This window comes from Aliiglaciecola sp. (assembly GCF_039982535.1).
GTDB lineage: Bacteria > Pseudomonadota > Gammaproteobacteria > Enterobacterales > Alteromonadaceae > Aliiglaciecola.
Map to the genome: position 1 here is coordinate 40,710 of NZ_JBDWYG010000019.1, position 25,590 is coordinate 66,299.

General features: G+C 39.6%; 20 protein-coding genes and 3 tRNA genes. 10 read left to right on the forward strand and 13 right to left on the reverse strand.

What is annotated here, in order from left to right:
• Positions 1 to 2: 2 nt before the first annotated feature.
• A complete protein-coding gene (glgB, locus tag ABJV04_RS04200) occupies positions 3 to 2,186 on the reverse strand; it encodes a 1,4-alpha-glucan branching protein GlgB (protein WP_348490055.1) in 2,184 nt (727 codons plus the stop codon).
• 73 nt (positions 2,187 to 2,259) lie between these two features.
• The gene (gene malQ, locus ABJV04_RS04205; RefSeq protein ID WP_348490056.1) at positions 2,260 to 4,455 is read right to left on the reverse strand and encodes a 4-alpha-glucanotransferase; all 2,196 of its coding nucleotides are present in this window, start codon (positions 4,453 to 4,455) and stop codon (positions 2,260 to 2,262) included.
• Between the two features lie 451 nt (positions 4,456 to 4,906).
• Between malQ and gap the strand changes: the two genes are divergently transcribed.
• Together gap and ABJV04_RS04215 are read left to right on the forward strand one after the other, a co-directional pair.
• On the forward strand, positions 4,907 to 5,902 hold the full coding sequence (gene gap, locus ABJV04_RS04210) for a type I glyceraldehyde-3-phosphate dehydrogenase (protein ID WP_348490057.1): 996 nt from the start codon (positions 4,907 to 4,909) through the stop codon (positions 5,900 to 5,902).
• 144 nt (positions 5,903 to 6,046) lie between these two features.
• The gene (locus ABJV04_RS04215; RefSeq protein ID WP_348490058.1) at positions 6,047 to 6,889 is read left to right on the forward strand and encodes a D-hexose-6-phosphate mutarotase; all 843 of its coding nucleotides are present in this window, start codon (positions 6,047 to 6,049) and stop codon (positions 6,887 to 6,889) included.
• 165 nt (positions 6,890 to 7,054) lie between these two features.
• On the opposite strand, the gene ABJV04_RS04220 is transcribed toward ABJV04_RS04215, so the two are convergent.
• The 5 genes from ABJV04_RS04220 to dnaQ all read right to left on the reverse strand — a co-directional run bounded on the left by ABJV04_RS04220 (position 7,055) and on the right by dnaQ (position 9,714).
• Positions 7,055 to 7,131: transfer RNA gene (locus ABJV04_RS04220), tRNA-Asp, on the reverse strand.
• A 25-nt stretch (positions 7,132 to 7,156) separates the two neighbouring features.
• Positions 7,157 to 7,233 (reverse strand) — tRNA-Asp (locus ABJV04_RS04225).
• Positions 7,234 to 7,257: 24 nt separating this feature from the next.
• A tRNA-Asp gene (locus tag ABJV04_RS04230) sits at positions 7,258 to 7,334 on the reverse strand.
• A 207-nt stretch (positions 7,335 to 7,541) separates the two neighbouring features.
• Positions 7,542 to 8,951 carry a TIGR03503 family protein gene (locus tag ABJV04_RS04235; RefSeq protein WP_348490117.1) on the reverse strand — a complete coding sequence of 470 codons (1,410 nt, stop codon included), beginning with the start codon at positions 8,949 to 8,951 and terminating at the stop codon, positions 7,542 to 7,544.
• Between the two features lie 46 nt (positions 8,952 to 8,997).
• Complete coding sequence (gene dnaQ / locus ABJV04_RS04240) at positions 8,998 to 9,714, reverse strand: DNA polymerase III subunit epsilon (RefSeq protein ID WP_348490059.1); 717 nt, start codon at positions 9,712 to 9,714, stop codon at positions 8,998 to 9,000.
• A gap of 73 nt (positions 9,715 to 9,787) precedes the next feature.
• On the opposite strand from dnaQ, the gene rnhA reads away from it, so the two are divergent.
• Positions 9,788 to 10,246 (forward strand): ribonuclease HI, encoded by a 459-nt coding sequence (rnhA, locus tag ABJV04_RS04245; protein ID WP_348490060.1) that lies wholly within the window; start codon positions 9,788 to 9,790, stop codon positions 10,244 to 10,246.
• A gap of 38 nt (positions 10,247 to 10,284) precedes the next feature.
• Here the strand turns inward: rnhA and ABJV04_RS04250 are convergent, their stop codons facing one another.
• A complete protein-coding gene (locus ABJV04_RS04250; RefSeq protein ID WP_348490118.1) occupies positions 10,285 to 11,259 on the reverse strand; it encodes an NAD(P)H-quinone oxidoreductase in 975 nt (324 codons plus the stop codon).
• Between the two features lie 149 nt (positions 11,260 to 11,408).
• Here ABJV04_RS04250 and ABJV04_RS04255 point away from each other — a divergent pair, with 149 nt between their 5' ends.
• Complete coding sequence (locus ABJV04_RS04255; protein WP_348490061.1) at positions 11,409 to 12,596, forward strand: class I SAM-dependent methyltransferase; 1,188 nt, start codon at positions 11,409 to 11,411, stop codon at positions 12,594 to 12,596.
• Positions 12,597 to 12,664: 68 nt separating this feature from the next.
• Here ABJV04_RS04255 and ABJV04_RS04260 read toward each other — a convergent pair whose 3' ends face one another.
• From ABJV04_RS04260 to ABJV04_RS04270, 3 genes are all read right to left on the reverse strand, one after another.
• Entirely contained in the window at positions 12,665 to 12,967 is a 303-nt protein-coding gene (locus tag ABJV04_RS04260) for a PilZ domain-containing protein (protein WP_348490062.1), read from the reverse strand.
• 74 nt (positions 12,968 to 13,041) lie between these two features.
• Positions 13,042 to 16,971 carry an ATP-dependent RNA helicase HrpA gene (gene hrpA, locus ABJV04_RS04265; RefSeq protein ID WP_348490063.1) on the reverse strand — a complete coding sequence of 1,310 codons (3,930 nt, stop codon included), beginning with the start codon at positions 16,969 to 16,971 and terminating at the stop codon, positions 13,042 to 13,044.
• A 65-nt stretch (positions 16,972 to 17,036) separates the two neighbouring features.
• Positions 17,037 to 17,453: a CBS domain-containing protein gene (locus ABJV04_RS04270; protein ID WP_348490064.1), complete on the reverse strand. Its 417-nt coding sequence runs from the start codon at positions 17,451 to 17,453 to the stop codon at positions 17,037 to 17,039.
• Between the two features lie 280 nt (positions 17,454 to 17,733).
• Between ABJV04_RS04270 and sbcB the strand changes: the two genes are divergently transcribed.
• The 4 genes from sbcB (at position 17,734) to ABJV04_RS04290 (ending at position 22,668) form a co-directional block, all read left to right on the forward strand.
• A complete protein-coding gene (gene sbcB, locus ABJV04_RS04275) occupies positions 17,734 to 19,170 on the forward strand; it encodes an exodeoxyribonuclease I (protein WP_348490119.1) in 1,437 nt (478 codons plus the stop codon).
• Between the two features lie 283 nt (positions 19,171 to 19,453).
• Positions 19,454 to 21,109 (forward strand): FapA family protein, encoded by a 1,656-nt coding sequence (locus ABJV04_RS04280; RefSeq protein ID WP_348490065.1) that lies wholly within the window; start codon positions 19,454 to 19,456, stop codon positions 21,107 to 21,109.
• Positions 21,110 to 21,148: 39 nt separating this feature from the next.
• A complete protein-coding gene (locus tag ABJV04_RS04285) occupies positions 21,149 to 21,631 on the forward strand; it encodes a glutathione peroxidase (protein ID WP_348490066.1) in 483 nt (160 codons plus the stop codon).
• A 47-nt stretch (positions 21,632 to 21,678) separates the two neighbouring features.
• Positions 21,679 to 22,668 carry a 2-hydroxyacid dehydrogenase gene (locus ABJV04_RS04290; RefSeq protein WP_348490067.1) on the forward strand — a complete coding sequence of 330 codons (990 nt, stop codon included), beginning with the start codon at positions 21,679 to 21,681 and terminating at the stop codon, positions 22,666 to 22,668.
• 65 nt (positions 22,669 to 22,733) lie between these two features.
• Here ABJV04_RS04290 and ABJV04_RS04295 read toward each other — a convergent pair whose 3' ends face one another.
• Positions 22,734 to 23,489, reverse strand: a complete 756-nt coding sequence (locus ABJV04_RS04295) for a methyltransferase domain-containing protein (protein WP_348490068.1) — start codon at positions 23,487 to 23,489, stop codon at positions 22,734 to 22,736.
• Between the two features lie 66 nt (positions 23,490 to 23,555).
• Here ABJV04_RS04295 and elyC point away from each other — a divergent pair, with 66 nt between their 5' ends.
• Positions 23,556 to 24,314, forward strand: coding sequence for an envelope biogenesis factor ElyC (elyC, locus tag ABJV04_RS04300; RefSeq protein ID WP_348490069.1), 759 nt, complete (start codon positions 23,556 to 23,558; stop codon positions 24,312 to 24,314).
• A 45-nt stretch (positions 24,315 to 24,359) separates the two neighbouring features.
• Here the strand turns inward: elyC and ABJV04_RS04305 are convergent, their stop codons facing one another.
• Complete coding sequence (locus ABJV04_RS04305) at positions 24,360 to 25,121, reverse strand: Nif3-like dinuclear metal center hexameric protein (protein WP_348490070.1); 762 nt, start codon at positions 25,119 to 25,121, stop codon at positions 24,360 to 24,362.
• A gap of 128 nt (positions 25,122 to 25,249) precedes the next feature.
• Here ABJV04_RS04305 and ABJV04_RS04310 point away from each other — a divergent pair, with 128 nt between their 5' ends.
• Entirely contained in the window at positions 25,250 to 25,588 is a 339-nt protein-coding gene (locus ABJV04_RS04310; protein WP_348490071.1) for a hypothetical protein, read from the forward strand.
• Positions 25,589 to 25,590 lie beyond the last annotated feature (2 nt).

The following is a 25,590-nucleotide window of genomic DNA, read 5'->3' on the forward strand; positions in this document are numbered from 1 at the left end:
TATCACTCAGTTATTTGTAACATCAATGTCGCCAAAGGAGGCATATTAATGCGAATAGAATAAGGTTGATTATTCCATTTTACTGCTTCAGTTTGTACTTTTTTAAGTACTTTGTAATCACTACCCCAATATTTTTTATCATCGGAATTCATTATTAAATGGTACTCACCTTCTTCAGGAACTCCTACTCTAAATTCATCCCTAGGCACCGGCGTAAAATTACTAACAGCAATTACAGTTTGCTTACCATCCTTAGATTTACGCATTAAGGAAAGCATAGACTGCTCAGCATTTCCGTGGTCTATCCATGCGAAACAGTCAGGATCATGATCGCTTTCATAAAGCGCTGGGTAAGTACGATATATATTGTTTAAGTCGCGATACAAAGATTGAATACCTTTGTGCTTATCGAAATCGAGCAAATCCCATTGCAAGGAAGCATCATGATTCCACTCAGAACTTTGTCCAATTTCGTTGCCCATGAAGTTTAGCTTCTTGCCAGGGTGCGCATACATAAAACCAGCATAACAACGAAGGTTTGCTGCTTGTTGCCATTCATCGCCAGGCATTTTTCTTAATAATGCTCCTTTGCCATGAACAACTTCGTCATGGGAGATAGGTAAAACGAAACTCTCACTAAATGAGTAGACCATACTAAAAGTGATTTCGCCGTGGTGATAGCGACGATAAGAAGGATCTTTGCTAATGTAATGCAAGGAGTCATGCATCCAGCCCATGTTCCATTTAAAGCCAAATCCTAAACCGCCTTCGAAAACAGGTTTAGACACCTTTGGAAACGAAGTAGACTCTTCGGCAATAGTCATTGCTCGGGGATACTTTTCGTAAACTGCTTTGTTCATCCATTGTAAAAAGCTAATGGCTTCGTAATTTTCATTTCCGCCATCAACATTTGGGATCCATTCACCGTCTTTACGGGAGTAATCTAGGTATAACATGGATGCAACAGCATCAACACGCAAACCATCAATGTGAAAATGCTCAATCCAGAATAACGCATTAGCTACTAAAAATTGACGCACCGTATCTTTACCAAAGTCGTAGATACAAGAGTTCCAATCTGGATGCCACCCTTTACGGGGATCTTCATATTCATATACATGGGTACCATCAAAACGTGCTAAGCCATGGCCATCTTCAGGAAAATGAGCAGGCACCCAATCGATAATGATACCAATGCCATTTTGATGACATTGATCGACGAAGAATTTAAAGTCATCAGGATCGCCAAATCGGCTTGTTGGTGAAAACAACCCTACCGGCTGATACCCCCAAGATCCATCAAATGGAAACTCAGAAATAGGTAAAACTTCTAGGTGGGTGTAACCCATGTCTTTTACATAAGGAATAAGGTCATCTACCAATTCGCGATAGCTCAAATAGGTTTTGCTTGGGTCAGTTGGTCGCTTCCAAGATCCTAAATGCACTTCGTAAATACTCATTGGCTGCAAGTATTTATCTGCTTTCGCTTTATCCAACCAATCAGCATCATTCCATTGATAATCATTTTGATTAAATATGATAGAAGCATGGGATGGATATTGTTCTGCACTAAAACCAACTGGGTCGGCTTTGTGGGGTAATTGGTTGCCGTCGATATCTTTAATTTGATATTTATAACGCTGTCCGGCCGTTAAACCTGGAATAAATAACACCCAGTAGCCCATTGACGTTTTCTGCATCGGATGACAACTACCATTCCAGTAATTGAAGTCACCAATCACCGATACAGCCTTCGCATTAGGAGCAAAAACCGCAAACCGAGTACCGTCTATTTTATTGTCTAAACCAACATCTAGAGAAACTAGCTGTGCACCTAACTGCTGATACACATTTTCCGGAGCGTGATCAACATAATGCACGGCGTGAAATGCTTGCTCTTGAAACTGATAAGGATCAATCAATTCGTATGTTGTATCCTCGGTCTCAACTTTCAAACCATATACTAGGTTAACTTTTACTTTCTTAAACTGACCACAGAATAGGTCTGTTTTGTTCTTTCGTTTTAGCTTACCAATGCTTTTTCCAGAATCTAAATCAAACACGCTGACATTTTTTGCTCCTGGTAACCAAATATTAAATTGGGTTAAATCTTCAATGGTTTTTTTACCTAAAAACTCAAATGGTTCCGTACAATTTGCTTGCTTTAATTCTTCTTCTATTAACATTGATTCGCCTTTTGGGTTAACGTCAGTTCAAAATATAGAACCTTAACCGTTTAAGTAAAGTATAATTACAGAATTACTTTGCGTTGTCTCTTGCCTCAGTTAATTTTTTCGCTAAAAGCACAATTTCCGGATCAGAGAATATTTGCTCTAAATCTTTATTTAATTTGCGCTTCCAGTTTGGATACTCTTTAAACGTACCAGGTATGTTGACAGGTTTATTCATTTGTAACCAGTCTTCAAGTTGCAGACTGAGTAATGCGCTTGAACCTGTTGCCATATGTATTTGCATGTCATAGTTTAATTCTTTGCTCATGCCAAGTTGATCAACTTTACGATCCATCCATTCTGGTATGGAATGGTGACCATGTAAGCTATCTAATATTCGCTGTTTATTATCATGCCGACTAGCGTACAAGCCCGATAATATCTCATCAGTTGGATACAATCCTAATTCTTTGCCAAGCTCAAGGTCATGGCAATGCCAATAACCAGAAAGAGTCGGCATATCGTGAGTCGTTAAGGTTGACATAGATTGAATGGGATAATCAGAAGGCGAATAAAATCCACCATCTTTGGCTTGCTCAAAAAAGAAAACGCGATAGGAATACACGCCATTTTCAGCTAGTTTATCGCGAATTTCTTCAGGCACTGTACCCAGATCTTCACCAATGACTAAGCTCTTATGGCGTTGGCTTTCAAGGGCTAAAATACCTAACAAATCGTCTACGGGGTAATATACATAGCCGCCCTCTTTAGCATCATCGCCTTTGGCTACCCACCACAACCGCAACAATGCCATCACATGATCAATTCGTAATGCACCGGCAGACTTCATATTTGAATCAAACAAATCGATAATTGGTTGATATTGTTGGTGATAGAGTTTTTCAGGATCCATGGGAGGCAAGCCCCAATTTTGTCCTAAGGGACCAAGCACATCGGGCGGAGCTCCCACACTTGCATCGGTGCAATAGAGATCTTTATTACCCCAAATTTCCGCACTTCCCTCGCTAACACCCACAGCTAAATCACGATAAATACCGATGGACATGCTATTTTGTTTGGCAACCTGATTTGCAGCTTCAAGTTGCAATGCTGCCTGCCATTGTAAGAACAAATAAAATTTGATTCTCTTTTTATTCTTTTTAACAAACTTGGAAACGGCTGGTGATTGAAAGTCTGCATATTCTTTTGGAAAAACTGGCCAGCCCCAAGAAGGTTTACCTTCAATAGCCAAGTGCTCCTGTAAAGCATCATAAGTCGCTAACATTTGCAGGCTTTCGCCACCGTCATCTATGAACTTTTTAAAGGCTTTATTTTGCTTAGTATTTTTACTTAAAAACTGGGAGTTTTGGTTTTCGAAAACTAGCTCAAGAGCTTGTAACTTTAAACGTGTAACACCTTCATAATCTACATATTCAACACTACGTAGGTGTTCTAAACTAGATTTAAACTCAGCATCGTTTACCAACGCTTGTACGTCTTTACTGTTATAACCATCAATGGCAGTAACATCTAAATAGATAAAGTTAAGCCAACGTCTGGAGGAAGGGCCATAAGGACTGCAAGCTTCGGGGTTGGCAGGATAAAGGGCATGAATAGGGTTCAAACCTATAAATTGAGCTCCATTTTTGGCTGCCGACTCAACCAACTGAGCCAAATCTGAAAAGTCACCTACTCCCCAATTATTTTCGCTGCGAAGACAGTAAAGTTGTACGCTTAAGCCCCACACCTTGTCCCCCTCTAAAATTGTTTGAGGATGATAACAAGCCGACGGCGCCATTATCATTCGCATAACTGCAATTTGATCACCATCGTCTGCTAACAAACAAAGCTGGTGATACCCTAGCGGCAACGAATGGTTGATTTTAATCAGGTATTCTTGAAATTCGATATCTTCAATGATGGTTGCGTTAATTAAGTCCCCATCTATAGGCACAAACTTCTGCTCGACTCTGCTCTTATCTTCGCAATCAATGGCAATAACAAAGTCATCATTAACCAATTCAATAGGTAAGCGAACAGTAATAAAAAGTTCATCGCTATCACGATTAACCTGTACAGGGTTAAGTGGCGACATCCAGACTTGTTGAAACTCATTTTCTACCTGATTGATTAATAACTCTTCGTCATCAACCTGGTACCCCATTGCCTTTAATAATTTACATTTACTTTGTTCATTTACGATTTCGGGTTTACCCCATGCATCAATGTAATTTGATTCTACACCTTTTATATCTACAAGCTTATCGATAAGAGGAGAAGTCATGTCGCTTTGTGTCCTATTAATATAGTACTTTGACGAGTTTTAAGAGAAACATCGTCTCATATGAAACTGAAATTTTACCTAGCAGGTAGTAAAAATATCTATCACTATATTGTGTAGATATTACCTACGACTCTGCGTCGCGAATTTAAAGACTCACCATCTTGAGTGCTCAAAACATTATCTATAAACCTACTAAGGCTAATAAATAGCACCTCGTTTCTCAAGTTTAACTGAAATTAGTGATTAATAAGGTACTAATTTTACCCGTAAACTTTGATATGATGGCAAATACATTATCCTTCAAAATGTTAATAAATCGTTATTGAATACGTTTGCAGTGAATATATCGTAATAAAACAACAAATATACGGGTTTTTTTTGCCTTATAGGCAATTATGATCCATAATTTTTGTAATTATCTTACAACCAAATGTAAAATTGAGGAACCTTCATGGCAATCAAAATTGGAATTAATGGCTTTGGCCGAATTGGACGATTTGTTTTTAGAGCTGCGTGCGAACGCTCTGATGTTGAAGTTGTAGCAATCAATGATCTTCTTGATACTGATTATATGGCTTATATGCTTCAGTATGATTCAACTCATGGAAAATTTAACGGTACTGTTGAAGTGGTTGACGGTCATTTAGTGGTAAATGGCAAGCAAGTACGAGTGACTTCAGAACGTGATCCTGCTGACCTAAAGTGGGACGAAGTAGATGTTGATGTTGTTGTTGAATGTACCGGCTTATTTCTTACTGACGAAACAGGACGTAAACATATTCAAGCTGGCGCGAAAAAAGTGGTCTTTTCTGCTCCATCAAAAGACACTACGCCTATGTTTGTTATGGGTGTTAACCATGAATCATATGCAGGCCAGGACATCGTTTCAAACGCGTCTTGTACCACCAACTGTTTAGCACCTTTAGCTAAAGTACTGAATGATAAGTTCGGTATTGTTGACGGATTGATGACTACTGTTCATGCCACCACAGCGACGCAAAAAACGGTAGATGGCCCTTCTCATAAAGATTGGCGAGGAGGACGCGGTGCAAGTCAGAATATTATCCCATCTTCTACGGGCGCAGCAAAAGCGGTCGGCAAAGTTATCCCTGAATTAAACGGTAAATTAACCGGAATGGCATTTAGAGTGCCAGTTGCAGATGTATCTGTAGTTGATTTAACGGTTAACTTAGAAAAGCCTGCCACTTACGATGAAATCTGTGCGGCTATGAAAGAAGCTTCAGAAGGTGACTTAGCTGGTATTTTAGGCTACACAGAAGACGCTGTCGTTTCACAAGACTTTATTGGCGATGTTAGAACATCTATATTTGATGCCAAAGCGGGTATCGCACTAACAGACACCTTTGTAAAAGTCGTATCTTGGTATGATAACGAGATTGGTTATTCTAACAAGGTTCTGGATTTAGTTGCCCATATCAGCAAATAAAAACAGATTTAAAAAATACATAAAGCGACCTTAGGGTCGCTTTTTTTATATTATTCCGAACAAGTTTAGTAAAACCCTTGTTTCGATCATATATTAGCCATTCCAGCATTCTTAATTAACACTCATTTAAATAGGTATTTAAATATGAACACACCCTCTAGTATCTCCACCGGTAAACGAGGTGAGAACGATATATTAGAAATTAACAACGATTTCGCAGAAGCTACGATTTCTCTATTCGGTGGGCATATTTTAAGTTTCATACCAAAAACAGATAATATTGACCGACTTTGGGTTAGCGATGCGGCGATATTTGACAACAAAACAGCCATTCGTGGTGGAATTCCAATTTGTTGGCCTTGGTTTGGAGATGGGCATAAGCAAAATCGCGATGACCTGCCCTCTCATGGTTTTGTCCGCACTCAAATTTGGTCTTTAGACTCAGCAGAAGAAAGCAATCAAGGTACCCAATTAATATTGAGTCCCAAAACGACTCAAGGCCCAGGCTGGGCATATAAAAGCACATTAAAACTGAGAGTCACTGTGGGTAAAACCTTGGTTGTAGAGTTGATAACGCGCAATTTAGACGCCGAAGATATAAATCTAGGCTGTGCGCTTCACAGCTACTTTAGCATTGACGATATTGATAACGTTTCCCTTGTGGGTTTGTCAGGTCCCTATTTGGACAAAACCAAAGGTTATGAGGAATTTGAAACCCCAGAAATCTATCGAATTAGGCAAGAAACCGACCGCGTACATTTGCATCCTGCGGTATTGGTCGAAATCAACAATGGTCACCATATAAGCGTACGCTCAACAGGACACGACAGTATCGTTGTTTGGAACCCATGGAAAGACAACTGCTTAAGAATGAAAGATATGCACTCAGATAGCTTTGAAAGCATGATTTGCGTAGAAACAGCAATCACTCAAGGAAAGCTAATTAAAAGCAAAGAAGAAGTAATAGTTAAACAGCAGATAATTTAATTATCTGTTGTTTCAACAAACAATAATTTTAGATACAAAAATGAACGGCTTTAACACAAAGAATTGCTGGGAATATAATTAACTAAAGAATGGATAATTTCGGAAAATACAGCATTGTATAAAAACACATTGCTGTCGACTTATAGACAAGTCTGTCGTTTTAAATGGCGGAGTGGACGGGACTCGAACCCGCGACCCCCGGCGTGACAGGCCGGTATTCTAACCAACTGAACTACCACTCCGCATTTTAAAACAGAATAAATTTGCTGGCGGAGTGGACGGGACTCGAACCCGCGACCCCCGGCGTGACAGGCCGGTATTCTAACCAACTGAACTACCACTCCATTCGCAAATTTTTTTCAATATGTTGGCGGAGTGGACGGGACTCGAACCCGCGACCCCCGGCGTGACAGGCCGGTATTCTAACCAACTGAACTACCACTCCGCTGACCTATTGAAATGCTATTAACTAGTTTTGTATAACCCCCTAGTCAACCGCGGCGCAGATAATAAGGGTTCACTATTGGCGAGTCAACCAGTTTTTTCGTATATCCGAAGCTAATGTGTTTATTTGTTTTAATTTTGTGCAAAAGACTCAAAAACGCTCAATAAATACACGTTGAAAACACAGAAGAAACCAAAGACTATTTATCTATTGGTCTTTCTTAGGAATGCTTAAATCAATAATTCCTGAATCATCTTTATTCTTTTTAACAGGAGACGGTTCTGGTTGCTCAACCTTTTTTTTAGAAAAAAGGTTTTTAATTTTATTCATTACACTTATTTTCGGGCTATCCCCATTGACGGTGTTACTTGGTTCCGCCTTCATGGGCTTTTGGGAAGGTTTTAAATACCACCACAGGGTTACACTGCCAATAACGATAATTATCAAGTTAATCCCGATAATAAGCCCCCAAAATAGGCCTTGAGACATTTTTTCATCCTCAGGCTCTATGGAGTCATTTGGCATTGATTGGGTTGAAAGTGCGCTAGAATCAGTAAGATTATTACCATCTCCGTTAGTAGTTTGCATTTGTGGTTCTACAACGACCTCAGGCTCTTCAACTAAATAGGTATATTCCGGCACATCCAAAATAAAATCTCGCCCGCTTTTAGTATTTCCATATGCGGTTAACTTTATGCGATAGACACCAGACTCATAATTCACAATTAAATATTCTCGTGCATTTGGGGTTTGTTCGGTTAATGAAAAATTTTGTACATCGCCATTTGGAAAGCGTACTTTGCCATCTATTAACAGCGAATTCATATCCACATATTCGCGCTCTGCATCAATCATTAACTTGTGATATCCATCCCCTCCACCGTCCTCAATCATATTAATTTTAATCGGGTTGGGATAAAGCATTAACGGCGGATCAACTTGCTCTCTGGTAAGCATAGGGGTGCTTACCATAAATACCGGTGTCCACTCGCCATTGGCCACAGAAAGGTTAAACTGCCCCGTAAACACACCATCTAATGGTGTTTCGTCCATTCCGCGGCCATTATCTTCAAAGGTTGCTATGGTCGCGATTTCTGCACCGAAATTGTTATAATTCGGGTTATTGGTACTCACAAACTTTATTTCTAATGAGACAACATCGCGAAACTCTGTCGCACTGATGGGCTCGCCGCCATTAGTTAATCGAGCGGTCTGTTTGAGGATTTCCCCTGAAAATAAAACACTAGGGAGAGGTTTAGCATGAAGTTCGATATCCGTTATCACCATGACTCGGCTTTCTGGCAATATTTGCCCTACAGCTTGCCAAGGCCCAGGCGTGGGGTTTTTAATATTGACGAGGTCATAAGTTGCAGAATCATACCAAAAGATATTTTCACCATCGGCATCGGATTCGAAAATTTTAGAGCCATCAGGTTTTACCAGAACAACGGGGGCACTGCCAAATTCTCGAAAAAACACCATTGTAATTTCATCAACTTGGTAATCTATTCGAAAACGATTTTGCAGTAACTTAATGCTGTTGTGATATTTATCCCCTAATTCATGCAATGGTTGCAGGTTTTCTTCAACAGGGCTTTGGGCATGAACGTGAGTCATGCCAAGAAACGACAGCAATATTATTGCTGTCCATAGACTCATTAACCTAATTTGGCTGATGCCAGATACAAGAACCACTGCTGTCCTCTACAAGTTTTAATCGTGCTTGATGTTGTTCTAATTCATCGGCAGAAGCTTGGATAACCTTGAATGGTTTTCGGTTTGCATCTAAACGTTGAATGGCATTTGCGTTTTGATTACTGTTTTCGTTTGCTTTGTTGCCGCTCAAGTTTAAGTCGGTTTGTCCACCTGTCATCAACAAATAAACGTCTGCTAGAATTTCTGAATCCAGCAAAGCCCCGTGTAACTCTCGATGGGAGTTATCAATACCGTAACGTTTACACAACGCATCCAAGTTATTTTTTTGACCCGGATGTAATTCCCTCGCCAGGGTTAGAGTATCAAGAACCCGACAAATCTCCCGGCTTTTTACCGGACTGACCGGATTCATTAACTGAAATTCATGATCCATAAAGCCAATATCAAATGGTGCATTGTGGATCACCAGCTGCGCCCCACGAATAAAATCTACAAACCCTTGGCTTATGTCTCTAAATTTTGGTTTGTCTGCCAAATACTCATTGGTGATACCATGAACTTCTATGGCTTCAGCTTCTACAATACGTTCTGGATTTATATAAACATGATAATGATTACCGGTAAGCTTGCGGTTAACCAACTCCACACAACCTATTTCAATAATTCTGTGACCCTGTTTAGGATCAATTCCAGTCGTTTCCGTATCTAAAACAATTTGACGCATTTATATCAACTCAATTGGCATTAGTAGTAGCAATCATTATACTTGCCTACAACTTTAAATCACGAATATTTCCATGAAGCATATTACAATTTTTACAGATGGCTCTTGTCTTGGTAATCCTGGCCCAGGTGGTTATGGTGCTGTTCTTAAATTTAATCAACACAACAAAGAAATAAGCCAAGGTTTTAAACATACTACGAATAATCGTATGGAGTTACTAGCAGCAATCGAAGCTTTAAGTACTCTTACAGAACCATGTCAGGTAACACTCACCACAGATAGCCAATACGTTAAAAACGGCATTAATCAATGGATTAAAAATTGGAAAAAGAACGGTTGGAGAACTTCTGATAAAAAGCCGGTTAAAAATGCTGACTTATGGAAAAGACTTGATGAACAAGCTCAAAAGCACAAGATTCAGTGGGAATGGGTGAAGGGCCACTCAGGACACCCTGAAAATGAACGGTGCGATGATTTAGCAAGAACCGCCGCCGAATCCAAAGATTTATTGGAAGACAGCGGTTTTCAATAGACTTGACCCCACAGTTTAGGTTGCAGGGGGCTCCCCTGCTACCATTTACAAATTAATTTACCAATGGTGTCATTAACTTCCATTCTAGCGTGTGCTTTAGCAATCTCTTCAACTGAGTAGACAGTATCAATTATCGGCTTCAACTTGCCCGTTTCAAACTCACTCAAAAAGCGTTGGCAGAACCCATTGATTAAGTTTGTTTTATACTCATCACTTCTGTTTCTCAGGGTAGAACCTTGTATTCTTGCTCGTTTACCTAGCAATAAGGCCATATCTAATTTATCGCCAAAACGACCATTTAGCAGGGCTAACTGAATAATACAGCCATCCATATTCAGCACTTTTAAACTTCGATTGGTATATTCAGCACCAATAAAGTCAATTACCACATCTGCTTTAAAACGTTCAGAATATAATGCTTCAGCAAAGTCTTGTTGTTTGTAATTAACTAAAGTATCGGCGCCCAAATCAGCGCACACTTGCAATTTTTTGCTTGAAGAAGCGGTTACTGCGATCTTGGTACCAATCAAATCAGCCAGCTGAATAGCGGCAAGCCCTACTCCACTAGCTCCAGCATGTATTAAGGTTGACTGTCCGTGTTGCAGTTGACCAATTTCACATAAACTTTGGTAAGCGGTTAAAAAAACTTCTGCAATTCCAGCCGCTTGTTCACAGCTAAGGCTATCTGGTGTTTTAAACACATGATCACTTAGAATTTTAGCGTATTGTGCATAGCCGCCCCCAGCGACTAACCCAAACACTCGCTCGCCTTCTTTGATATTAGTAACGTCGCTTCCCACAGCTACTACAACACCAGCAATTTCCAACCCTAAAATTTCACTTTCGCCTTTTGGAGGCGGGTATTTACCTTGTCTTTGCAAAGTATCCGCTCTATTCACCCCAAATGCGTTAACCTTAACCAATACTTCATTTGCATCAATACTAGGAATACTAGTGCTATTTATTGTTAAAGACTCAGCGGATCCGCCTTTTTCAAAATCCACAAATGACATGCTCTGTTGACTGTTCAAAAATCACTCCATAAGTTAAAAATTAAATCGCATTTCGCTATCATATAGTGACTGCTGTACAATCTCAAAATTAGTCACCTTTTCGTTAAATTAGTCACTTATGACTAATTTAATCAACTTTGGAATTTTTTATGAGTGCATCTGTCATTCTCCATCCCGGTCGGGAAAAATCATTATTACGTAAACATCCATGGATATTTGCAAGCGCTATCAAAGAACATAAGGGGGTTGTGCGTAATGGCGATACTGTTGATATTTTCTCTGATGACGGAGATTTTCTAGCTAAAGGTGCTTGGTCAACGGAATCTCAAATACAAGTCAGGGTTTGGACCTTTGATCGTCAAGAGGTCGTAGACAATGGATTCTTTCTACGCAAACTAGATAACGCCATCGCATTACGGGAGCCCATCATATTACAACATGGGTTAACTGGATATCGTTTGGTTGCTGGAGAGTCAGATGGGCTGCCAGGGATCACTATTGATAAATATGCCAATGTTATTGTCTGTCAATTACTTTCAGCTGGCGCAGAAAAACACCGTAAGAAAATTGTTTGGGCGTTAAACAAGCGCTTTCCTTATTGCAGTATTTTGGAACGCAGTGATGTGGCCGTTCGAGCAAAAGAAGGGTTACCTGAAATTGTGCAAACCTTACATGGCGAAGTACCCGATGAGGTTATTATTGAGGAAAATGGGATCAAAATCATTGTTGACCTCAAACAAGGCCATAAAACAGGCTTCTACCTTGACCAGCGAGATAGCCGAGCAATTGCCGCCACTTATGCCAAAGATAAACAGGTATTAAATTGTTTTAGCTATACAGGTACGTTTGCCTGTTATGCCCTCAAGGGAGGGGCAAAGAGCGTGGTCAATATGGATGTATCAGACAATGCTTTAGAAACCGCAAAACGTAACATCGAGATAAATAATCTAGATATCAGTAAAGCGAAGTTTGTAAAGCAAGACGTATTCGAAGCTTTGAGAGAATACCGGGACAAGGGTACAACCTTTGATATGATCGTCCTGGATCCACCTAAATTTGTAGATTCAAAAGCATCTTTAACGCGAGCCTGTCGAGGATATAAAGATATTAATATGCTGGCGATGAAAATTCTTAATCCAGGTGGAATACTACTGACATTTAGCTGTTCAGGTTTATTATCGTCAGATTTATTTCAAAAAGTGGTTGCCGATGCCGCATTAGATGCGAATAAAACAGTGCATTTTTTACAGCGCTTAGGACAAGCCGCTGACCATCCTGTGGCAAGTAATTATCCTGAAGGGTTTTATTTGAAAGGGCTGGTTTGTAGAGTCAATTAGGCTTTTTATTTTTGTCAGCTAAACAGACCAAGGGCTCTTCAGCCTTTGGTCTTTAATAAATTCAAACCCTAATTCATTTCAATAATTTCAACGCCTATAATACAACTGCTATCAGAGCTACGTTCACAGCGCACTACTTTGGCTTTGGCACTTAGCGAGGGGATCTGGCTACTTGTGGATTCAATTGCCACATCAACAAGCGTTCCTATCTCTACCGACTCTTCTTCCACCTCAAAAGACATACCTGTAGCACTTATATCTTTACAAACTGCAGGGATGGAACGAGTCGACTCATCATCGTGTACAGTCAACTCACACGGTGAATTCAACATCATTCGAAAAAAGTTTCGCTTGTCATCGTATCCCAACATCTTTTACCTCATCCTATCAATAAACATCTATGACTTTTATAGGGTGCATCTGCAATAAAGTCAACGAACATCGCTTAAAATGATAGCAATTGATTTTCAATTCGCTTCATGGAAATAGGCATAGGTGTTCCAAGTTGTTGCGCAAAGAAGGATATACGCAACTCTTCTATCATCCAACGCACGAATCCTAACTCTTCTGGCACGGCTTTACCTTTAGGTATTTTATTTAATGCCGCCTGATACCGATCTTGCACTTTTTCAATATTAAGTTGATGCAGGCGGTCTTTATTAGGATCAATGGGTAACTTTTCCAACCGTCGAGCAATACCTTTGATATAGCGATTCCAATCGTCAATTTTGACGATACCAAATTGGGTAATAAAACCTGGGAAAACCAAAGAATTTAAGTGTTGTTTAATATCACCATGGGCACTGATCATATTAAGCGGCACATTACCTTTTAATTTCTTTTGTATTTGATGTGCTTGGGTTAAACCAACCTCAACTTTTTTTGCAATATCAAGAACCACTTCGTTTATGTCTTTGCGAACAAAGTCTCGTGCTTGTTCAAATAGCTCTGGAGAACGAATGCGAACATTATTTTCACTTTCAAAACGGTCTATTAAGTGATCAACACCCGCTTCAATACAGTCATTGATAAGCGCTTGTATTTGACCAAATGGATTAAAATACAAACCTAATTTCGCTTTATTGGGTAGTTTTTCTTTTAAATAACTTAAGGGTGATGGAATGTTTAACATGATCAAACGACGCAGCCCCTGTCGATGCATGTTTAATGCTTTCTCTGGACTTTCAAATAACTTGATGGCGACACTCTTATTATCATCCACCAACGCAGGGTACGCTTTGACTTCATACCCCTGAGAATTGTCTATATATTCTTCTTCAAGTTCAGAGAAGTCCCATTGGGTAAGTCCGCTTTTTTCTATCTCTGGAGAGGCCGCTTGTTTTAGGGTGGTGGATATTTTTTCTTGTAATCCAAACTTGAGTACATGTAAGTCACGTCCTTGTTTTAACAAGTTTCCTTTGCCATCTACCACTTTAAAATTGAACTTTAAGTGCTCGGGAAGCCCTTCCCACTGCCATTCTTCTTCCGCTACTTGAACCCCGGTCATTTGTAGCAGCTTTTTACTCAAGGCAGCTAAAAATGTCAAAGGATGACCTTTATTATCGGTAGATTTCATATCTAACATACAGGCATCAGCAAAATTCGGTGCGGGCACAAAATTACGTCTTAACCTTTTTGGTAAAGACTTAATTAACGTCACTATTAATTCATGACGAAAGCCAGGTATCAACCAGTCGAAGCCGATTTCCTCAAGTTGATTTAAAATAGGTAGAGGAATGATTAAACTCACCCCATCATCTATCTGGTTAGGCTCAAAACAATAGCTTAATTGAAGATTCAGGTTGTTCTGTTGCCAAGTGTCGGGGAAGTTGAGTTCATTGACCTGCTCTGCTTGGTGTTTTTTCAGCTGCTCAGGATCATACTTTAAACTTTCCTTAACTTTCGGCTCTGCTTTATTCCACCACTTTTTGAAGCCACTTTCACTGCATACATGCTGAGGCAGGCTCTGTTCATAAAAAGCCACTAACTCTTCCTCGTCGACTAATACGTCGCGACGGCGTGACTTTTCTTCGAGCAATTGTATATCTTCAATAAGTGATTGGTTGTAGTGAATAAAGTCGTAGGATAATTTAGTTTGTGCGTTTACTAAGGCTTCTCGAATAAAAATTTCACGACTAACAACAGGGTCAATTTGACTAAAATTCACGTGCCTGTTGTTGACAACTGTCAGACCAAACAGCAGGACTTTTTCCAGCGCTTGTACAGCTCCACGCTTTTTCGACCAAACCGGCTCGCTATATTGATATTTAGTTAAATGTTTCGCCAGAGGCTCAATCCATTCAGGTTCAATTTTGGCGGCCAAGCGCCCAAATAACCTTGAGGTTTCCACAAGCTCTGCAACCATGGTCCACTTTGGTGGCTTTTTGGATAAGTATGAACCAGGGAATATCATAAATTTAGATCCCCTAGCCCCTTCAAATTCGCGCTCTTTATCTTTAAAACCAATATGCGATAACAATCCAGATAAGATGGCTTTATGCACAGTATCAAAATCAGCTTCTTGCTTATTTAAGCGAAATCCAACCTCAACAATGGATTTTTTCAGTTGGCTAACCACATCTTGCCATTCACGCATTCGCAGATAATTAATAAAGTGGGTTCGACACCATTTACGTAATTGATTCGCGGATAATTCCTGTTGTTGTAACTTAAAGTCTTGCCAGAGGTTTAATAAGGACACAAAGTCGGATTGTTTGTCTGCGTACTTTTCATGTTGCTGATCTGCCGCTGCCCGTTTATCTTGAGGACGTTCTCTGGGATCTTGAATGCTCAAGCCGGCAGCAATAATAATTAATTCGGAAACACAGTTATTGTGCCCTGCTTCCACCACCATTCTGGCATAACGAGGATCAACAGGTAACTTAGCAATTTGTCGTCCGGTCTGTGTTAAGCTCAATTGACCCTGACGCTTCTCCACAGCGGTAAGCTCTTCTAACAAACGAAAGCCATCGTTAATAAATCGATTATCCGGGGGCTGAACAAAGGGAAAGTCTTGAATGTTGCCAAGCTTTAGCGACAACATCTGTAAAATGACTGAGGCAAGGTTGGTACGCAGAATTTCAGGATCAGTAAACTCTGGGCGTCCGCTAAAGTCTTCTTCAGAATAAAGACGTATACAAATTCCTTCAGAAACCCGTCCACAGCGGCCTGCTCGCTGATTTGCTGAGGCTTGAGATATGGCTTCGATAGGTAAACGTTGAACTTTACTGCGATAACTATAACGAGACAATCTTGCAAACCCGGGATCAATTACGTATTTGATACCTGGCACCGTAAGGGACGTTTCCGCCACATTGGTCGCTAAAACGATTCGACGACTACCGTGAGATTGAAATATACGGTTTTGTTCCGCCACCGATAAACGCGCATAAAGAGGTAACACCTCTGTGGCTTTATAATTCTGCTTGTTTAAGGCATCAGCGGTGTCTCTAATCTCGCGCTCACCACTTAAAAAGACCAAAATATCCCCACGCTTTTCACGACTTAACTCATCAACGGCAGAAATAATCCCCTGAATTTGATCGCTTTCTTCATCATTGTCTTGCAGCGGGTTATAACGTATTTCCACCGGATAACTTCGACCGCTAACCTGAATGATAGGAGCATTGTTAAAATGTTTTGAGAAACGCTCTGGATCTATGGTGGCAGAGGTAATGATTAATTTCAGTTCAGGTCTTTTAGGGAGTAATTGTTTTAAATACCCTAAAATAAAGTCGATATTTAAACTACGTTCATGGGCTTCATCAATGATTAATGTATCGTATTTACTTAAAAACCTATCGGCTTGCATTTCTGCAAGCAAAATACCATCGGTCATTAACTTTATATAAGTATCATCACCCACATGATCTGAGAATCGAACTTTAAAGCCAACTTTTTCACCAATGGATGTACCTAACTCCTCGGCAATCCTCCCAGCAACCGTTCTTGCTGCTAATCGACGAGGCTGAGTATGACCAATGAGCCCATCAACACCCCGCCCAAGCTCCAAACAAATTTTCGGGATTTGGGTGGTTTTCCCTGATCCCGTTTCACCAGCGATGATCACTACTTGATGATTGGCGATTGCCTCGCCTATAGCGTCTTTATGCTCACTAACAGGTAAATCGGGATATTTAATATCCGGAATATTTTCCTGTTTAAACTGACGAAGCAATATGGATTCTTCAATGGCAGTTGCCACAGATAACCACTGAGCATCAGTAGATTTACCTTTGACTAGACGATTCAACCGCTTTTGCAGTCTAAAAATATCGCTGCCTAGGCATTCTGAAAGCTGCTTTTGCAGATCTTCACGAGTTGGGATGGCTGTATTTTGGTTATTGGACAATGTATTCTCAAAAATTCGATGCATTAAAACGCAACGGATCCTAGAAGAAACGCCAGCAAATTTCCAGCAAAGTAGCCTATTAAACGCTTTTAGGCGCGTTTATATCCATCTCTTAGTTGAACATCTATTGCATAAAGCACATCTGCCCGGCTGATAGTGCCAATAAAATAACCGTCATCATCTACCACTGGGTATAATTTCGTACCTTCGTTTAAAAAACGCTGGGCCACTTCAATAATTGAATCATAAGATTTCACAGCTAAAACATCTGTTTTCATAATCTCTTTGACTCGGGCCACTTGCTCTCGATAATAACTAGATGTGATCATTCGAGCTATGCAGTCTTTTTCAGACAAAAAGCCAATTACTTTATTACGAGGGTTTAACACGGCTCCCCCAGATTGCTTTCCAGTTAAAAGGCGCTCTACCGCCTCTGCCACTGGCATTTCATCGGTAAAAGTTACGGGCCGACGATTCATATAGTGATTTACTTTTAATGATTCCACCCTTTCTCCTTAGCTTCGAAAGTGTTTTGGTTAGCTATCAATTTGTGGATTAAATTGACCACCTAATATAAAGATAGTCATAACCGTTTAAAAAACATAACTTTTTAAAAACATTTTAGTATTTTTTGTCAGATGCGTTAAGAATGCCATTGTGGATAGCAGAACCTATTGGATTCTGTATAATTCTTATTTTTCCCAACTCAAATTCCACCTAGCTAAAAATAAGCTAATTTTCATCTTATTTAACCTGTGGCATTGAGAAAACTAATTGCAGAGAGTGATAACATTGAGCCCATCAATCCTTTGGCACGATTATGAAACATGGGGAGTAAACCCTCAAAAAGACGTTCCTTGCCAGTTTGCTGGAATAAGAACTGATCTAGAGCTCAATATTATTGATAAACCAGTAAAATGGTACAGCCAAATACCTAATGACTATTTACCGAATCCCTATGCAGCCCTAGTGACTGGAATTACTCCACAGTTAACTATCCGAGACGGCTTGGTTGAAGCTGAATTCATTGCAAAAATACTGCAACAGATGGCGACACCTGGCACCTGTAGCGCCGGTTACAACAGTATTCGATTTGATGATGAAGTCACTCGATACACCCTTTATCGAAATTTATATGACCCTTATGCGCGCGAATGGCAAAATGGCAATAGCCGCTGGGATATTATAGATTTAGTAAGGGCATGTTATGCATTAAGACCAGAAGGCATAAACTGGGTCTACAAAGAAGATGGTACGCCGAGCTTCAAACTCGAAGACCTCACAAAAGCAAACGGGATCTCTCATGCTGATGCCCATGATGCCTTATCGGATGTGTATGCCACTATTGCCATTGCTAAACTGATTAAACAAGCTCAACCTAAATTATACGATTATATTTTCAGTCTGCGTAATAAACGCAAAGTAGCTGAACATATAAACATAGATGCCCAAGTTCCTTTGGTACATATTTCTTCAAAATTACCGGCAAAAAATGGTTGTTGTACGTGGGTGCTCCCCATTAGCTACCACCCAACCAATAAAAACGCCATTATATGTTTAAATCTCGGCTTGGATCCGACTCCCTTGTTCAACTTAGACGTTGAAGAAATAAAGGCCAGATTATATCAACGTGCATCTGATATGCCTGAGGGACAACAAAGACTTCCTATTAAACTTATCCACCTTAATAAGTGCCCAGTCATAGCGCCAGCAAAAACCCTTAGCGAAGAAAATGCACAACGTTTAGGTATCGACCGTAGCCAATGTTTACAAAATTTAGCAAACATCAAAAGCCAAACCAGCCTGGCCAATAAGCTTGTTGCTGTATTTGATCAACCGCGTGAGTCAGAACCATCAATGGATGCTGACTATGCCCTATACACCGGTGGCTTCCTAAGTGATTCTGATCGCCAAAAATTGAATCAAATTCATCAAATTGAGCCTGATAATTTAGGCACAAAAGAGTGGGAATTCGAAGATCCAAGACTGAGTACCTTATTATTTCGATATAGAGCTAGAAATTATCCTATCAGTTTAAATGAAGAAGAGATCATGAAATGGCAACGTCATAGACAATATCGCCTAACCGATCCTGAATCACCGGCAAGCATGCAGTTGCCTGAATATTTAAACTTATTGGAACAATTAACATTTGAGTATCAGAATAACCCAGAAAAAAGAGCTATTATCAGAGCCCTACATCAATACGCAGAAAGCTTATAGTAGAGGCAAATAAGAACTGATTACACACTCTAAATTAATCCCTTAGTATAAAAAACTAACGGGAAGTACATTTCACTTATGTGATATAAATAGACTTTAAATGTTACCGTGTTTAAGTGCGTTTGAATGACACCTTAGACCCGAATTAATATCACATATTGAATTGACTACTAGCAGCCCATGTTGACCAACAAAGTCCCATGTGTTGTCTATAGTTAATATATTTATACTTATAGTCGATAAAGCAGTAACGAATAGATCGGATTAATTCCAGGTGGAAGCAATGAAAGGCATCAATTTTAGGCTAGATGATAGCGGCATATTTTTAAATTTAGTAATCAACCCAAGCGATGTAGCGCCTAACATCGATACAAAATCCCTTATCAATTGTTTTAATAACAGCGACTATTCAAACTTATATCTATCAGAAGAGAATGTCATTAATGCAGCAGACTCATTAACTAAAGCTCGCAAAGAAGGCAGTTACGAAACAATTACCGAAGTGATTGCAGAGAAAAAAGACGCAAAGGTAAAATTCCGTATTGAAGACAATGATATGTATGGGTTTATTACCATTACTGCCGCTTACGGTGGGCACTCTCCCACCGCCACTGAATTAGTCAAACTAGCCAATGACAGCGGTGTTGTAAGAGGTCTAAGTAAAAAAGTAATCGACGACATTGCAACACAAGCCAAATCTGCAAAACCTGGTTCCATAATTGAAGCGCTAGTTGCTAAAGGGCTACCCGTCAAAAATGGTAAAGACTCTAAATTGAAGCCGCTGGTACCCAATGCCCTTGAAAGAATATTAAAACCTCAGACAAGTGGTTCTAGCCGTGTTGACATGCGCAACTTAGGTGACGTTATTTGTGTCAAAGCGAACAGCGAAGTATTACGTCGTATTGCGCCAACCAAAGGTCGCAGTGGCTTTAATGTTAAAGGCGGAATAATTGCACCTAAGGTGGGTGCTTGGATTAAATTCAAGCCCGGTGATGGGATCAAAAGCAGTGACCATGATGAAAATTTGTTTATCGCTGCAATCACCGGCATGCCAAAATTCCAAAATGGCAAAATGTGGGTTGATGATACATTTATCTGTAAAGGGGTAAATGTTGGTACCGGTAACATTAAATACGATGGTGCGGTGTTAGTGAATGGCGATGTGACTGAAAAAATGGAAATTACCGCCAGTGGAGATGTCACCATCAATGGCTTTGTTGAATCGGCTACCATTAAAGCCGGCGGCGACATCATCATAACAGAAGGTGCCATGGGCAAAGTAAACGAACACAGCACTGAATATAGCACTAGATTAATAGCCGAAGGCAGTGTTCACGTTCAACATGGCCAAGGTTTAAATGTACAATGTAGCGGCAACGTTACCATTGGCCGCCAACTGGCATACAGTAAAATAAATTGCGGTGGAAGCGTGACAATCGGTCCCATTGATAAACCAAATGGAAATTTATTTGCCTGCGATATTCAATGCAAAGGCGCGATAACGGCCGGCACCTTAGGTGCAGTTTCTGGCAGCCATTTGAACATTGACTTCAGCCAGGGGTTCAACAACCTTTTGGAAAGAAAAGATACGGTAGAGGAACTGTTACTGCAATTAAGAGACAATAATTTGCGCCACAGAGGCAAGTTTGAATTAATGCGCAGTAAAAAAATCCACCCAGACCTACAGCGCAAATTTAAAGAAGCTGAAGAGATGTTTAAAAACGAATCACAGTTGTTAGAATGGTTAGAAACAAAGTGTGAAAAAATGAAGCAAGCCAAAGATTCCTATCAAGAGGGAATCAAAATAATAGCGAATAAACGTTTGTATGCTGGGGTTGTGGTTAAGCTTAACAACCGTACTTGGCGAGCTGAACGTGAATACGCTAAAGCGAAAGTACATTATGCGGGTCACCAGTGGAATTATGAACCGATAATATAAATATTAGAAAACAACAGTAGCAACCTACATGAGAAAAATATGTCAGACTTGATTTACGACTTTCAAATGCCAATGAGTAACGGTGAAGTAAAAGAATTTTCAGATTACAAAGGCAAAGTTCTGTTGATCGTTAATACCGCCAGTAAATGTGGATTCACCCCCCAATATGATGGCTTACAAGCACTATACAAAAAATACAAATCACAGGGTTTGGAAATATTAGGTTTTCCTTGTGATCAGTTTGGACATCAAGAACCAGGTTCAGACTCTGAAATTGAACAATTTTGTAGTTTAAATTTCAATGTCGACTTTCCCCTATTTAAAAAGTCAGATGTGAATGGTAAAAATGCATCTCCCCTTTACGAATTTTTAAAAGCACAGGCTCCTGGCGTTTTAGGAAGCAAAAGTGTTAAGTGGAATTTCACAAAATTTTTAGTCAATAAAGAAGGGAAAGTCATGGGAAGATATGCCCCAAAAACTAAACCTGAAGCGATTCAAAAAGATATTGAGGCACTACTTTAATTCCTTTTTCACCGACAAATCATCGTTCACACCAAGAGACTAACAGAATGAAAACACTCTTTTTCAGTAGTAAATCTCATGATATTACCTATTTTAATAAACAAAACGCGCTTTATAATTTCACCTTAGATTTTCAAGAAGCGAAGCTGTCCATTGATACTGTCCCTTTGTGTCAGGGTTACGAAGCCATATGTGTTTTTGTAAATGACCAAGTTGATAAACAGGTAATTGAACACCTCAAAGAAATGGGGATTAAGCACATCGCATTGCGTTGTGCCGGTTTCAATAACGTTGATTTACAAGCTGCTAAACAGCTTGGCATCAGGGTATCTCGTGTACCCGCTTATTCACCCGAGGCTGTTGCAGAGCACACCGTTGCACTCATGATGACCTTGAATAGAAAATTACATAAAGCATACAACCGTGTTCGTGAAAACAATTTTAGCCTTAACGGCTTAATTGGCTTCAACTTCCATGGCAAAACTGCTGGTATTGTAGGCTATGGGAAAATCGGAAAGTGCACGGCCAATATACTACTAGGCTTGGGTTGCAAGGTGATTTGTTACGATCCTATAACGCAAAAAAGTACAGATAAAGACGTCAAATTTGTATCTCTAAATAGCCTTTTAAGTGAATCAGATATCATAAGCTTACATTGTCCGTTAACCAGTGAAAGTCAATACATGATAAATGATGATTCGATTCGCAAAATGAAAGATGACGTCATGCTTATCAATACTTCTCGTGGTGGTTTAGTGGATAGCAAGGCGGTTATAAGAGCATTAAAATCTCGAAAAATTGGCCAATTAGGTTTAGATGTTTATGAAATGGAGTCTGATCTATTTTTCGAAGATAAGTCTTGGGAAATAATGCAAGACGACGTTTTTGATAGGTTAGTCGGCTTTCCCAATGTTTTAGTTACTGGTCATCAAGGGTTCTTCACCCATGAAGCCCTACTACAAATCGCACAAACGACCCTAAACAACATTGATTTAATGCACAAACAACAATCGGATGAGAATACCTTTTTGGCATAAAGCAATTGGCTATAATATGGATATTTAATAGCCCAGCCTAGCTTCAAGAAAATTGAATCTAGGTTTCAACAACGAACGATGAGATGAAAATACTTACCTAACCATTTGTAAGGTTCTGTATGTCCGTATTTTATTTCAGCTGCTTTTATATTTTCATATTCATCTGTTTGTTTCGATATATCTTTTAGATAATCATGGAAACAGCGGATCCCCGCGCTACTAATAATTTTAACCGGCAAGTTATCTAAGTGATTGATGACTTTTTTCGGTTCTAATGCATTGTTTGGATTCAATCTCACCGTATTTTTATTTTTCATATCAGCAGCAACATAATCGAAATTCCCGTACAGCAAATTTCCGAACCTATGGGCGTCTTTATTAAAAAAGCTTAAAGATAGCAGTCCACCGGGCTTCACTTTAGTTACCAAACTTGAAATTGCATCCAGTGGTGACTCTAACCACTCTAAAACAGCGTGACAAATCACCACATCATAGCTCTGTTGATTTGGTAACTCGCTTAATGAACAACAAAGAAATCTAACATCATCAAACTCAGCCAAGTTTTGTTTCGCCATCGCCACGGCATCTGCAGACAAATCGTTATACGTGAGCTTATGGCCCCACTCAAGCATCACCTTACTCATAATACCTGTTCCGCCCCCCACATCGATTATGTCGAGCGGTTTATCTTCAAGCTTGATATAATTACGCAGATTGTTAACTAACAATTCGTGTCGCAGTTTTCCCTTGCTAGAACCGTAAATATTGTTAGCAAACTTATCCATCAATGAATCAAAGCTTTGATCTGAATTTTTACTCATAGGATGATATTTTTAAGGTGGTGCATAGCTGCCTACTACATGTGACTTTACTGGAGATCATTTTACGTGGATTTGTTCCTAATTAAAAAGTTTATCGGTGTATTCTTAATGCCTTTACCGATGATTTTAATATGTCTGTTTATCGCTATGGTTTGTTTATGGCGAAAAAAATATGGTCGCGCCAAGCTTTTTCTAAGTGTCGGGGTAATGGCTTTCATTTTGGTTTCTTTTGCCCCGATTCCTAATACACTTTTACATTCTTTAGAACGCCAATATCCACAATACGATTTATCTGAAAAGGTTAATTATATTGTTGTACTAGGCTGCGCCCACGTGAATGACAGAGCGGTGCCAATTACATCTCAACTTTCTCCTTGCTCACTGATAAGAGCAACAGAAGCCATCAGAATATTGCAGCATAACCCCTCAGCCAAAATACTCACCTCTGGTAACGTTGGTAAACAAACGTTTAGTAATGCCTATATGACCGCACAGTTTATCATTGCTATGGGCGTCCCAGCTAATCGTGTTATCGAAGTTCCGTTATCCAAAGATACCGAAGAAGAAGCCGCAAACTTACAGGCTACATTACAAAATAAACAATTCGCATTAGTTACCTCAGCCACCCATATGAAACGCGCAGTGTATTTATTTCAACAACAAGGATTAACTCCTATTCCAGCACCAACAGAACACCTTGTTAGAGATTCTGAAGACGGTGGCACTGGTTATTTGTTACCAGCGTCTAAAAGCATCTATAAATTTGAACGCTGGTGGTATGAGTGGATGGGCAATACATGGGTTAAAATTAAAAGTTGGTTTTAACCAAATTGGTTAAACAACCCTAAAAGTTTGCAGACTTAAAAAGTCTTAAACGGGGTTGTCGATATCCTCAAATATCACTTCTAAATCAAAAGATCTTGCCAAATATTCACCAACGGCTTTAGCGCCATAACGTTCAGTTGCATGGTGTCCAGCAGCGATAAAGTGAATACCCATCTCTCTGGCTACATGCACCGTCTGTTCTGATATTTCTCCACTAATAAACGCATCAACCCCCTGCTCTGCTGCCATTTCAATATAACTTTGTCCGCCACCTGTGCACCAAGCAATTGATTTAATATTGTGCTCACCACCCGAAATCACCTGTGGCGTTCGCTGTAAAGATGTTTCAATATTATTAGATAACTGTTGCAATGTTAACGGCGTTTCAAACTGCCCTAACATGGCAACACTTTGCTGGTTTTGCGCTTCCAATCCACTGATAACATCTATATTCAATCTTTTAGCTAATTGCGCGTTATTCCCTAGCTCTGGATGGATATCTAAGGGTAAGTGATAGGCGTAGAGGTTTATCTCATTATTAATTAAGTGTTTAATTCGTTGCCGTTTCATACCAACAATACAAGGGTTCTCTCCACGCCAAAAATAACCATGATGAACGAAGATAGCGTCAGCATTTAACTCTATAGCTCGATCAATAAGTGCCTGAGAAGCCGTTACTCCAGTAATAATTTTGCGGATCTCGGAAGTTCCTTCCACCTGCAACCCATTGGGACAATAGTCTTTAACTTTTTCAGGCTTAAGAAGCTGATTAAGGTAAGTTAATAACGTTTGGTTATTGATGCTCATAGTTACCCTTTACATTTTAATAGCATTTTTGCTACATAATTGTCGATATTAGACATTTTTCAGAAAACACGGTATAAAAGCATTTCAACAATATCAATTATTTTTAGTAAAAAGGTGTAGATCCTAAAATGAGCAAACTGGACAAAGATCAGGTTATTGAGAAGTTTACCGAAGCATATAAATCCGCCCATGGCAAAACACCAACAGTGGAAGCTAAAGGTGGTTGGTACAGCATTGATGGTGGAAAGAATGTCCGACTGTCAGCACTCGAAGAAATGACTAATGACCTAGTATCTAGTGGCTCAGACACAAAAACGGTAGAAAAGAAGCCTTCTAAATCAGATAACAAAGTTGCGACAAAATCGAAAACCTCTAAAAAACCTAAAGGTAAGAGTAGCTTTTCAGTGAAAGACTATTGGCAAGAGAAAATTATGGCTCAAAATCCAGGTTCAAAACTTCCACGTTAATT